The following is a 12910-nucleotide window of genomic DNA, read 5'->3' on the forward strand; positions in this document are numbered from 1 at the left end:
GTTGAGTTAACGAAAATCTTGTGAGGGAGGTTCTCGTAACTGCAAACCTAGACCCTCACGCCGAGTCCGCAAGTCCAAGTATAAAACAGCTTTTAGCGCTTGCCAGAATGGCATCACAAAAACTCCACCTATTAAGCTGCCGATCAAAGAAATAACATACACAATCCAGTAGATAATAGTACCTTGCTCAAGCTTTATCAGGAATAAGCTAGGTATATAGTTTAATACAAACACTAACGGCAGTGTAACTAAAAAAGCAACTAAAACAACGCCCTGAATGCGAAGTACCGAAGCTTTAGTTAACTCCCAACTTCTAGCAACACTTTCGCTACCATTAATTTTCTCCTCAACTGCTAGTGGTACTTCAGCTATTACCCAACGAGAGTAGAACCAGGTTAGTCCCAACAGTAGAATTACTGTAAAGATTATTACCGATGTAGTTACGACTATAACGCCTGTACTACCACCGAATATCCTTCCTAATACTACTCCCAGCAAGCCAGCCAAGATACCAGCTGCGATCGCCAGTCCAAAATAAATTAAAAGTATTGATATTCCTACCTGAAAACCAACTCTTAAAAATGACCACAGACGCGGATTAACATGCCTCCTGGCAGCTTGGACACTTTCAGGTTGGTAAATCAATTCTCCAAAAGCCAAGCGTGAAATTAGTCCAGAAATGGCTGCATATTTTGCCCAACCATAGATCGGAACTATAATCCACAAGTGAGCAATTAAAGCCAGTTTCAGATAAGTCTTCAGATGAGAACGATACAATCGTACCGCAGCACTGACAACATTTCCTACACTCAGTGGTTGTATCTGACCGGGAGATCCAAAACTTTCAGACATAATGGCAACTTTCCCTTGAAAGTACGGAGATGAATTTGAGGATATCTTAAGCTAAGTTAAACTCAGTGTTCCCAAAATTCATGAATATTCAACGTTGGATTGCGCGACGAGAACCGAATTGGCTGCGTTTGGATGCCCTATTAAAGCAGATAGAAAAAAAAGGGCTAAAGTCCCTACAAGCAACAGAAATTAGAGAGTTAGCGAGTTTATATCGTTCAGTAGCGGCAGATTTAGCTCGTGCCCGTACCCAGCAAATCAGCAATACTTTGATACAAAGTTTACAATCTTTAACAACTCGTGCCTATACGCAGATTTACCAAGGTTCGCGGCGACAGGAATGGCAGGCAATCCTAGAATTTTACCGTTGGGGATTACCATCTGTAGTCCAGAAAACATTTGCATATATTGCTGCTGCAACGGCGCTGTTTCTACTGGGGGCAGTAGTAGCTTGGTGGTATTCCTGGCAAAATCCTAGCTTTATGTCGTTGATAGTACCTGAAAGTTTGATTACCAAGGTGCGAGATGAGCATAAATTGTGGATGGGGTCAATTGTTGGCGTTGAACCTCTGGCATCCAGCGGTATCATGATCAATAATCTGTCAGTATCTTTTGGTGCTGCTGCTGGTGGCATGACGGCTGGAGCATATACAGCCTACTTAATGGTCTTTAATGGCTTATTGATTGGTGCTGTTGGTACTTTGGTGGGTCAAAATAATTTGGCTTATCCTTTTTGGGCGTTTGTGTTTCCGCATGGTTCCTTAGAATTACCCGCCATCTTTTTTGCTGGGGGTGCAGGATTTTTATTAGCAAGAGCAATTTTATTTCCTGGTAAATATCGCCGTGGTGATGCACTGAAATTCTATGGTTTTCAAGCAGTGCAGCTAATATTTGGGATTGTACCAATGTTAGTTATTGCTGGTGCGATCGAAGGCTTTTTTTCTCCTAATCCCAGCGTACCTGAGCCGATTAAATATCTGGCAGGAATAGGATTATTTATACTTTTGGTAATGTATTGTAGCCGCAAGCAAACATGAAATAATTTAGATGGCGGCGGATTGGTAAATTGCAAAGCTCAATTAATATTAATATTAATAAATAAAAGTTTTTGTGTTTGTAAGTAAAAGTTAAACGCACCTTAATCTTTTGTTTATTCATCGTTAACTATAAAAAATGTAAGTTAATTTAAGGCTGAAATTACAGCAGTAAAATATTCCTTGAATCAGGGTTAATATGATTTTTTCGACCACCATCTTGAATCGTGTCGTCGCTACTTCAGTGGTGACCACTTCTGTTGCACTCAGTCAATTTTTTGGTGCGATCGCACAAGCTGAAACTCTTAATGGTGCAGGAGCAACTTTTCCGGCTCCGCTTTACGAACGCTATGCTCGTGAAGTTAAGAATAAATATCCAGACTTGAAAATTAACTACCAAGCAATTGGTAGTGGTGGTGGTATTCGTCAAGTCACTGCTGGAACTGTTGACTTTGGTGGTAGTGATGCTGCAATGAAAGATGATGAAATCGCTAAAGTCAAGAACGGTGTAATCTTAGTACCTACAGCAGGCGGTGCCGTTTCTGTGGTTTACAATCTTCCAGGCGTTAATGATCTGAAATTGTCCCGCAGTACATTACCAGCAATTTTCTCAGGTCAAATTACCAAATGGAATGACGCAAAAATTAAAGCTGATAATCCGGGTGTCAATCTACCAAATCAATCAATTAAGTTCGTTGTTCGCGCCGATGGTAGCGGTACAACTTTCATTTTTACTAACCACTTAAGTGCTACCAGCGGTTATTTTAAAGGTAGAGTTGGAACTAACACTGCTCCAAAATGGAATCTGCCAAACGTCCTCAAAGGCAAAGGCAACCCAGGCGTAGCTGCCTTAGTATCTCGTACTCCTGGTTCTATTGGTTATGTTGAATATGCCTACGCTGTCAAAAACAATCTGAAATCAGCGCTGGTACAAAATAAGAGAGGAGAATTTGTTGCTCCTTCTTTAGAATCTGCAAATGCAGCTTTGTCAACTGTTACTTTCCCAAACAACTACCGCGTTTTTGTAGGAGATCCAGGACAAGGTTATCCCATCGTAGGTCTTACCTGGATTATGGTTTACAAACAGTATGCTAATGCTTCTAAAGCTGATGCTATTAAGAAATGGATTAATTGGGTATTGAAAGACGGTCAACAATATAACGATGACCTCAACTACACCAAGATTCCATCTGATGTGGCAAATCGTGTACTTCAGACAGTGAATAGCTCTGTCAAACCTTAATTTGCAATCTTACTACTTTATTCTCTTAGAGCATCGATTCGTAATCTTGGAAAAACCTCTCACCCAACCCTACAAGAGTTGGGGGCTGGGGGGTTAGGTTTTTGATTACTGAATCGATGGTCTAGTATGGTGAGTTGACAACTCACTCTATTAATAAGAAAAAAATCTATTTTATTGATTTGTAATGATAAATTCATCGGAAGCCGACAGAAATTCATCAGATGATTTAAATCTAGGCGATGAAAATTTTAATTTGACAGCTATCAGCGGTACAAATTTTTGGTTTGACCAAGGTTTTACCCGGCTAGTACACTTTTTTGCCGTGATTACCGTTGCAGTGCTATTTTTGATGAGTTGGGTAATTTTACACGAAGCATTACCAGCCATTAAGCAGTTTGGACTGGGGTTTTTGTGGGGCCAAGATTGGGATACAGGTAATCAGATTTTTGGTGCATTACCCTATATTTATGGAACTTTGGTAAGTAGTGCGATCGCTATTTTATTTGCTGTACCAGTCGGAATAGCAGTAGCCCTAGTCACGAGTGAAAATTTATTACCTTCATCGCTACGAACAACTTTAGCATTTGTTGTTGAATTAATTGCAGCAATTCCCAGTGTCATTATTGGTTTGTGGGCGATTTTTGTCTTTATTCCAGTTCTAGAACCTCTACAAAAGTGGCTAGCCAGCACTTTTAAATGGATACCACTGTTTAATACAGAAGACCCTTCTGGGACTAATATGTTAACTGCTGGAATTATTCTAGCCATCATGATTTTGCCTACAATGGCAGCAATTACTCGTGATGTTTTAATGGCTATTCCTAAAGAATTACGTAGTGCATCTATGGCTTTGGGTAGCACCCGTTGGGAAACAATTTTTCGGGTTTTGCTACCAGCTGGATTTTCGGGAATGGTGAGTGCAGCAATGCTCGCCTTAGGACGTGCTCTGGGTGAAACAATGGCTGTCACTATGGTGATTGGTAACTCGGCTCAAATCAGTGCTTCTTTACTCGATCCAGCTTATACAATTCCCTCTGTATTAGCTAATGAATTTGCTGAAGCTGAACCGGGGTTGCATATAGGCGCTTTAAGCTATTTGGCATTGATTTTGTTTGGGTTGACTCTAGCTGTAAATCTTAGCGCTGTACTCTTGGTGAAATGGTTTAGGAGGAAAAATACATAACACTATTTCAGTTTAAAATTGCCACAAATACTTCAGTATAGCAAGACGTTGATCAATCAAAATTTGTAAATAATATGAGTGGTTATATCCAGTCAGAAACTGATGAATCCCTGGCGATAGAATTATGCAATCCTCTGCCAAGAGAACGAGTAATATTTACTTATGCAATGAATGCGATCGCCTTTGGTTTGACAGGTCTAGCACTCATTCCTTTAATATCAATTTTGTGGCAAATTCTCGTCCGGGGAATATCTGGACTTCAATCAGATATGTTTGTCAAAGCAGTGATTGACAATGGCTTTGGAAATGCCATCCTGGGAACCATAATCATGGTAGTAATTGGTTCACTTTTAAGCATCCCCACAGGGATAATGACAGGAATTTTCTTGGCGGAATTTGGTGAAACTAATCCAATTGCTGGTATTGTTCGTTTTATCAGTAGTATTCTTACAGGCGTGCCTTCAATTGTTGTAGGCGTATTCGCTTATGGTGTGATAGTTTTGCTTACTAAAGGATTTAGTGCGATCGCAGGTGGTTTTGCTTTAGCCGTGATTATGCTACCTGTGATTATACTGACAACAGAAGAATCTTTAAAACTGATTCCCACATCTGGACGCCTCGCCTCTGCTGCTTTAGGCGGAACTCGTTTCCAAACTACCTTTCGCATCGTTGTCACTGCTGCAATTCCCGGAATTACTACAGGCATTTTATTAGCTGTAGCTCGTGCTGCTGGTGAAACAGCACCCTTAATTTTTACTGCTTTATTTAGTCTAGATTGGTCAGAAGGATTGTTAAGTCCAACAGCTTCCTTACCAGTATTGATTTTTAACCTCTACAACGACCCCGACCCACAAAAAAGCCAATTAGTATGGACTACTTCTATAGTTCTACTTGGCTTAATTTTATGTGTGAGTATTCTCTCTCGCTTAGTTATTAGCCAGAGAAGAATCAAGTAAAAATAAATTTTTGTTTTGTTTTGCAGCTTGGGCAAGTATGAATAACCTAATTCCAGCTATCAAAGTTAAAAATATCAGTTTTTATTATGGCACAACAAAAGCAATTGAAAAGGTGTCAATAGATATTTATCAAAATCAAGTAACTGCAATTATTGGCCCTAGTGGTTGTGGTAAATCTACCTTCATCAAAATTCTTAATCGTATTAGTGAATTAGAAGGCCCTGTGAAAGTCGAAGGAGATGTAGAATTTTTTGGTCAGAATATTTATGCTCCTCGTGTCAACATCAATCGGTTACGCCGTCAAATTGGTATGGTGTTCCAAAAACCGAATCCTTTTCCTATAAGTATTTACGAAAATGTTGCCTACGGTATGAGAATAGCAGGCAGGTATTCAAAATTAAAATTAGATGAAATCGTCGAATCTGCACTTAAAAGCGCTGCTCTTTGGGATGAAGTGAAAGATAAGCTGGATAAATCAGCTTTAGGGCTTTCTGGTGGTCAACAACAAAGATTATGTATTGCCCGTGCTTTAGCAGTCAAGCCGAAAGTTCTGCTGATGGATGAGCCTTGCTCGGCTCTTGACCCCATCGCTACCATGAAAGTTGAGGAACTCCTCCATAGTTTGCAGTCTGAGTTGACAATTGCGATCGTTACCCACAATATGCAGCAAGCCGCTCGCGTTTCTGATTTTACGGCTTTCTTTAGCATCGATGAAAGTCGCATTGGTCAAATGATTGAATTTGGTGCTACAGAGCAAATCTTTAACAACCCACTAGACCCCCGCACCCGCGATTACATTTCAGGGCGTTTCGGTTAAGGTATGTCCTAGCGTGACTTAATAATTTTTGTCAACCTATCTGATACCAAAGGCTACTTATTAAAGTGTGGTTTGAAAAAATTACTAATTCATCTTTACAGATAAACTAGCTCCTCACCGAATTTACGATGTTTAAATTTTGGATAATGGAATTAAAAGATTCAAAATTAAAAAAGGTCTGTTGGTGCAGCGTCCGTACCAGGATAAAACGAATTTAAACGCGAGAACAATTCTATTATCCAAAATCTAAATAAGTAGGCAAGCATAATTAAATATAATATCTCATTGCGTTTGCGTAGCATCTCTACCAGACCAGAGGCGAGCGCAATGATAGTCCATATTAAATTTATTTACACCCATCCACTTAAGACTTACGCTCTGTATAAATCAATCATGGTATGCATTTACCAAAATAGATCGTTTCAGGCTTTTATTAATCATTCTTTGATGGTAAATAGACCTGTGCCTCTACGACAGATGCGGTTTTTAAAAAAATTCATATTTGGTCTTTCCTGTCAATGCGTAAATCCTACTAAAATTCTTTTTTCAGAGTAACCGCTTAAAGAGCGGGAACGCGCAAAATACAGGCATAGGGTCAATCTAAAATCTAAAACCGTTCGACTGAGCGACTTGCCTTGAGCGTACCCCTACGGGGAAGCAAGCTAGCAAGAGCGTCTCTAAGAGTTGCCGAAAGGAGCCGAAGTCCAAAATCCAAAATTGTTTGACTACCCATAAAGGGTATATGATATTAATATTTTTATTTCTACATAGCTATTTTAAGTCGAACCAGTCCGAATCCTTTTTATAGGAAAGGATAGTATATAGGTCAAGGTGCGAAAGGTAGGTATAAAAAGTCTGTAAAAGAGAAATTTTTGGATACAGTCTTAATATAAATACTAACAGTTTATCTGCTGTATAGCTAGGTAATTTCCATGAACATCTCCTTTTGGGAGTAACATAGTGAAACAGCGCCGCTGATTTCTACTGCTTTACTTTGTCAAGTTTTGTTTCACACGTTTTAGGAATATGAGTAAACTAATTCCAGCCATCAGAGTCAAAAACTTCAGCTTATATTATGACACTCAAAAGATAGTTGAAGGCGTGTCAATGGATATTTACCAAAACCAAGTCACGGCAATTATTGGTTCTAGTGGTTGTGGCAAGTCTACTTTTCTTAAATCGTTAAATCGCATGAGTGAATTAGAAGCAGAAGTGAGGGTTGAAGGAAAAGTAGAATTTTTTGGACAGAGTATTTATGAGCGTCGTATCAACATCAATCGCTTACGTCGCCAAGTTAGTATGGTTTTTCCCAAGCCAAATCTTTTTCCCATGAGCGTTTACGATAATGTCGCCTATGGGGTGAAATTAATTGGATGGCATCCGAAAGTAGAATTAGATGGGATTGTTGAATCTGCCATCAAGGCTGCTGAACTTTGGGATGAGGTGAAAAATAAGCTGCACAAATCTGCTTTAGAGCTTTCTGGCGGTCAACAACAAAGATTATGTATTGCCCGTGCTTTAGCAGTCAAACCGAACGTTCTGTTGATGGATGAACCTTGTTCAGGCCTTGATCCTGTCGGTAGCATGAAAATTGAACATCTGATCCATAACTTGCGCTCTGAGTTAACAATTGTGATTGTTACTCACAATATGCAGCAAGTTCCTCGCCTATCTGATTTTACGGCTTTCTTTTGTAGTAATGAAAATCGCATTACTCAAATGGTTGAATTTGGTACTACAAATAAAATCTTTACTAACCCCGTGGATTCTCGCACCCGCGACTACGTTTTCGCCCGCATGAATTGAAGTGTTTCTTAAATTCTAGCTATTTAGAGGGCTACGACATAATGCAAGCGTAAATTAAGGTTAAAGTTAATTTCTGCTTGCTTTGAGTTGATCTTGTGTTGGGCAATATAAACTGACGTTCACAGTATTTTTTGATACTATATACTTAAAAACAGTATTTGCTCTAGACCACCTGAATTAGAAGATGAAATGTCCCCGGTGCGAATCTACTTTATATCGTAAAAATGGTCGTAGGAATGACAAGCAGAATTACCTCTGCAAAAATTGTGGTAAACAATTTCTTGAGCCTGCATTCCCTCGTTCCCTGGAAAGTGACTTGCTTGCTAACAGCAACGGGCATCCTAAAATATCTATACCTGAAACTAGAGAACTTTCTTTAGTAAAAAACCTATCAGAAGAAAAAGTTACAGAGAAAAGCCTTAGCTCTTTTAGTTTTACATTAGCTGAAGAACTGCTGCAAACTATATTATCGCCTGATTGGCTAGAATCTGCTGTATTCAGTCAATTGATCAAAAAATTTCAACAAAAAACTGAAATTCAACATCAATTAGAAACAGGAATTTCCCTTCTACTTTTGGATGCGGAAAACTTAAAATTAGATATTAATTCAGAATTATTTTTAGCCAGTGTCTGTAAGTATCCTCTCCAAGTTAAAATCGCATTTGCTAACTGGAGAAATCAAAGTATTGGGAAGCAAGATATTGAACTATATAACCGTGGCTATCAACTTGTCCATGTGCCTGAGGGTAAGGATAGTGCTGATGCAAAAATGATCGCACTTGGTGCTTGTATTTTACGCTCTTATCCAACAGCTAAAGAAATCTTGGTCTGTTCTAGCGATGGAATTTTGATCCACCTCTGTAACGAACTCCAAAATCAAGGATTAATTGTCTATTGGGTACGTAGACAAGGACAAAATTTGCATATAGAAAACCGGAATACTGGCAAATTAACTCATTATTCCTTATTAATGGCAACAAAAGTTCCATCCTTTGAAAAAGTGGTTGAGCAAATTCAAGATTTAATTAAAAACGAACAAGATTCAATCAATGCTCAATTACATAGTTTAGCAGCTATTGCTAGTTTATTTCAAGAAAGATGCAATATCAATATCAACTATAATCAAAAGCAGCCACAAGTTGAGGAAATAATTTCTCTTCCAGAAGAGTTATCTACAGAATCTATTCAACAGGAAAAACAAGAAGATTTTGCTAAAATTTCTGATGGAGAAACATTAGATAAATTTTTGTTGAAAATAATTCAACATCTCCAAAAAAATTCTCCTAAAACTAAATTATCTGTGTCAAAGCTAGGTACAGAGATACAGAAAATAACTGGAGAATCTCCTAATTCAATTATTAAAAAATTAAAGTTAGGTTCCAATTTTACCAAATATCTAGAATCATCTCCCACATTTAGATTAAAGGCGAGTGGCAAGGAATATGAGGTAACGCCGCTACTGTGCAAGTAAATACTTCTGGATATCTACGTACAACCTAAGCTGTAATTCAGTATTATGTAAAAAGATGTAAATAAATGTAAATAATACGATGCAGGATAAAGTCGTTGTTGTTGTCGGTGCTACTGGTGGTATTGGTTCAGCATTAACACACAAACTTGCGCCCACCGGAGTCCGGTTGATACTGGCTGCCAGAGATGCAGTTCGTTTAACAACACTGGCCGCTGATTTACCAGGGCAAGTTTTGACCGTTCCCACCGATATTACTGACCCCCAACAAGTAGATACTTTGATAAAAAAGACCGTCGCTGAGTTTGGTCAAATCGATATTTTGGTGAATGCAGCTGGCGCTGGTATACTCAAGCCTTACAACAACCTGGAACCAGATGATTTAGACAAGATGCTGGATGTCAATTTAAAAGGCAGCTTTTACACCACTCAGGCGGCTGCTGAAGAGATGCAAAAGCGCAAGTCTGGTCACATCTGTAATTTAGTAGGAATTCTGGGCAAGCATTCGATGGCAATGGCAGCGGCTTATTCTGCTTCTAAGTTTGGTGTTGTCGGTTTCAGTAAATGCATGGCAGAGGAACTCAAGCGTTTTGGTATCAAGTTCACGCTATTCTACTTTGGTGGGGTAGATTCTCCTTTCTGGGATAACGTGAACTTAAAAGTAGACCGAAAAAAAATGCTTAGTCCTGAAACTGCTGCCAATGCAATTTTTTTTGCCCTTTCTGCCGAACCGCAAGCTGTGCCAATGGAAATTAACATTCAACCTGATAGTCATCTGTTCTTTTAGAGTGGGAGTACGTCTACATAATTCTTGCCTGGTAAAGACATGAAAATCTAGCAAAAAAGGCAAAATTTACAGACATATAAGCTGTTATGCTTGATTTTCAGTATTTATGAAAATTGATCACGTTCATTTCTATGTAGAAGACGCCAAAGTATGGCGGGATTGGTTTGTACACCATCTTGGTTTTCAAGCAGTAGCCAAGAGCATCAGTTCGTTTCACACTTGTACAGAAGTGGTGAAAAGTGGTGCTGTCTGCTTTTTTCTATCTTCACCACTATTACCCACAAGTCCAGTAGCTGAGTTTTTACTTCAATATCCACCTGGTGTAGCAGATGTTGCTTTTGCTGTCGAAGATGTTGAAAGGGCGATCGCACTAGCTCAAATGCACGGTGCTACAATCCTACAACCCATCCAGGAACGCCAGGTGGGTACGGCATTCCTCAAGTGTGGCAAAATTGCCGCCTGGGGTGGACTGACTCATACGTTGATCGAAAAGCGCTGTCCAGAAGTGGGAATAGGCGATGCAAAGAAAGAACTCTCGGTGTCCCCGTGTCCCCGTGTCCCCGTGTCCTCTTCAATTACCGCCATAGACCATATAGTATTAAACGTGGCAGTTGGTGAATTGGAACGTGCCGTCGCTTGGTACGAAAACATTTTAGATTTTCAACCCCAGCAGGCATTTAAAATTAAAACCGATCGCTCTGGTTTACACAGCCAGGTGATGGTTTCGCGCAACGCTCTAGTCCAATTGCCAATTAATGAACCAGCTTCCAGCAATTCCCAAATTCAGGAGTTTCTCGATGTCAATCGGGGGCCAGGAATTCAACATATTGCCTTGCGGACGACCAATCTTGTGAGTGTGATCGCTAAATTTCGTGCCAGTGGTTTATCTTTACTCTCAGTTCCCCAAAGCTACTACTCACAGCTAAAACAGCGTCCAGGACTCACCCTATCACCTCTAGAACTGGAAGCGATCGCTCAACAGGAAATTCTGGTGGACTGGCAAGAATATCCTCCTTTAGGGGCACAACAAACCGCGCCTTTACTATTGCAAATTTTCACCCAGCCCATTTTTGAACAGCCGACATTTTTCTTTGAGTTTATTGAACGCCGTTTCCAAGCTAAAGGTTTTGGCGAAGGTAACTTTCGCGCCTTATTTGAAGCCATTGAAAGCGAACAAATCAAACGCGGTACCCTGCAATGATGCCTGAGTGCAAAATATTAATTGAAATTCAGCCACACTCTAAACAAGTTGATTTTGTAGACAAGCAACTTCAGGAATTTAATGTAGGCAAGATTGGAGATTAGCAATATACGCCACTGTTTCTATTACTTCATGATTCAAAAGAAAAGGTAGTGGGCGGCTTGGAGGGTTTTATCGGCTTAGGATGGTTCCATATCGGTACTCTCTGGATTGCAGAGGAGTTAAGAGGTTATGGATATGGAAAAGCACTTCTTTCGGGGGCAGAGCAAGAGGCTGTTAATCGTGGTTGCTTAAACGCATATCTTTTTACTTACAGTTTCCAAGCTCCCAAATTTTATCAGCACTTGGAGTATGAAGTTTTTGGAGAGTTAGAAGATTTTCCTCCAGGTCATCGTCGATACTTTCTTAAAAAGAGTTTACAAAAAAACCCTTAAATAGACTTGATTCTCTCGAAAAATAGCCATATATCTGAGATAATTTTAATAAAAATTAACTTTTTCCGCCGATGCTAAGACTAATTACTGACTTCGACGGCCCAATTATTGATGTTTCCGAACGGTACTACCGTGTTTATCAATTCTGTTTGGAGAAAACCCGTCGTCTGGACCAAGTAGTGCAAGAACTTCCGAAAGCGGAATTTTGGCAGTTAAAGCGATCGCGTGTTCCCGAAAAACAAATCGCCTTAAATTCAGGGTTAGACGAAGCCCAAGCACAAGAATTTGCCCAGTTGCGGCGGCAAACTGTACATACAGAACCTTACTTTCATTATGATACTCTCGCGCCTGGTGCTGTGGATGCACTGTTAAAAATTCAACAAGCTGGAATTGATTTGGCAGTTATGACCATGCGCCGATTTCGAGAACTAGATTATGCCTTTCAAAAACACGATTTAGGGAGATTTTTTCCGGAAAATCGTTGTTATTGCCTGACTAATGACTACGTAAAAACTCGCGATATTGAAGATAAGCCCTTGTTAATGGCTAGGGCATTAGAAGAACTGCCCCCCGCCACTGATATCTGGATGGTGGGAGATACCGAAGCCGACATCACCGCTGCTAAAAATTATGGTATTAAGGTGATGGCTGTAGAATCTGGCATCCGCGATCGCACCCAATTGGAACTTTACCATCCCGACTTAATCGTTAAGGATTTCAGCGCTGCTGTAGATTTAGTCCTAAAACCTAAACACCTTGTCTAGAAAGGCTGTGTAACTGCAACAGATTGAATTAATCGGCATTCGTTTATTGTCTTTGCCTTTTGCATCAATCTCAATTATGCCAATTACTCTCCAGGAAATAAATTTTCTCTCTTATAGCCAAATAGTCTTTTTGGGTTTCAACTTAGGGGTTTTCAGCCAACATTCTTAAAACCTAATCAACGTGAGTTCAACAAACCTCTCCCTGCCTTGAACTTTAGTTCAAGTCTGTCGCTCTGGCAGTCGGAGAGGGACAGCTTTTGTATAGTAAAATCTCTTATACCAATTCTTTATGAAGCTGCGCTAAATAAAGCTTCAAGAATAAAGTCGTAAGAGGTGAGAGAAACAATCACCTCTGGTGTAATATTTTC

General features: G+C 39.7%; 12 protein-coding genes. 11 read left to right on the forward strand and 1 reads right to left on the reverse strand.

Annotation, left to right across the window (positions count from 1 at the left end):
- Window positions 1-6 precede the first annotated feature (6 nt).
- Window positions 7-852: a hypothetical protein gene (locus V7K46_RS25400; protein ID WP_335118087.1), complete on the reverse strand. Its 846-nt coding sequence runs from the start codon at window positions 850-852 to the stop codon at window positions 7-9.
- Window positions 853-932: 80 nt separating this feature from the next.
- Between V7K46_RS25400 and V7K46_RS25405 the strand changes: the two genes are divergently transcribed.
- The 11 genes from V7K46_RS25405 (at window position 933) to V7K46_RS25455 (ending at window position 12542) form a co-directional block, all read left to right on the forward strand.
- Window positions 933-1886, forward strand: a complete 954-nt coding sequence (locus V7K46_RS25405; protein ID WP_335118089.1) for a stage II sporulation protein M — start codon at window positions 933-935, stop codon at window positions 1884-1886.
- 196 nt (window positions 1887-2082) lie between these two features.
- Window positions 2083-3126 carry a phosphate ABC transporter substrate-binding protein PstS gene (gene pstS / locus V7K46_RS25410; protein WP_335118091.1) on the forward strand — a complete coding sequence of 348 codons (1044 nt, stop codon included), beginning with the start codon at window positions 2083-2085 and terminating at the stop codon, window positions 3124-3126.
- Window positions 3127-3310: 184 nt separating this feature from the next.
- Window positions 3311-4309 carry a phosphate ABC transporter permease subunit PstC gene (gene pstC / locus V7K46_RS25415; RefSeq protein ID WP_335118093.1) on the forward strand — a complete coding sequence of 333 codons (999 nt, stop codon included), beginning with the start codon at window positions 3311-3313 and terminating at the stop codon, window positions 4307-4309.
- A 74-nt stretch (window positions 4310-4383) separates the two neighbouring features.
- On the forward strand, window positions 4384-5265 hold the full coding sequence (gene pstA, locus V7K46_RS25420) for a phosphate ABC transporter permease PstA (RefSeq protein ID WP_335118095.1): 882 nt from the start codon (window positions 4384-4386) through the stop codon (window positions 5263-5265).
- Window positions 5266-5302: 37 nt separating this feature from the next.
- Entirely contained in the window at window positions 5303-6082 is a 780-nt protein-coding gene (gene pstB, locus V7K46_RS25425) for a phosphate ABC transporter ATP-binding protein PstB (protein ID WP_335118097.1), read from the forward strand.
- 1026 nt (window positions 6083-7108) lie between these two features.
- On the forward strand, window positions 7109-7888 hold the full coding sequence (locus V7K46_RS25430; protein ID WP_335118099.1) for a phosphate ABC transporter ATP-binding protein: 780 nt from the start codon (window positions 7109-7111) through the stop codon (window positions 7886-7888).
- Between the two features lie 184 nt (window positions 7889-8072).
- On the forward strand, window positions 8073-9359 hold the full coding sequence (locus V7K46_RS25435; protein ID WP_442939873.1) for an IS1/IS1595 family N-terminal zinc-binding domain-containing protein: 1287 nt from the start codon (window positions 8073-8075) through the stop codon (window positions 9357-9359).
- Between the two features lie 79 nt (window positions 9360-9438).
- Window positions 9439-10143, forward strand: a complete 705-nt coding sequence (locus tag V7K46_RS25440) for an SDR family oxidoreductase (RefSeq protein ID WP_335118103.1) — start codon at window positions 9439-9441, stop codon at window positions 10141-10143.
- A 106-nt stretch (window positions 10144-10249) separates the two neighbouring features.
- Window positions 10250-11344 carry a 4-hydroxyphenylpyruvate dioxygenase gene (gene hppD, locus V7K46_RS25445; protein ID WP_335118105.1) on the forward strand — a complete coding sequence of 365 codons (1095 nt, stop codon included), beginning with the start codon at window positions 10250-10252 and terminating at the stop codon, window positions 11342-11344.
- 116 nt (window positions 11345-11460) lie between these two features.
- Window positions 11461-11778, forward strand: a complete 318-nt coding sequence (locus tag V7K46_RS25450; RefSeq protein ID WP_335118111.1) for a GNAT family N-acetyltransferase — start codon at window positions 11461-11463, stop codon at window positions 11776-11778.
- A gap of 71 nt (window positions 11779-11849) precedes the next feature.
- On the forward strand, window positions 11850-12542 hold the full coding sequence (locus tag V7K46_RS25455; protein ID WP_335118107.1) for an HAD family hydrolase: 693 nt from the start codon (window positions 11850-11852) through the stop codon (window positions 12540-12542).
- Window positions 12543-12910 lie beyond the last annotated feature (368 nt).

This window comes from Nostoc sp., from assembly GCF_036917395.1.
Lineage (GTDB): Bacteria > Cyanobacteriota > Cyanobacteriia > Cyanobacteriales > Nostocaceae > Nostoc.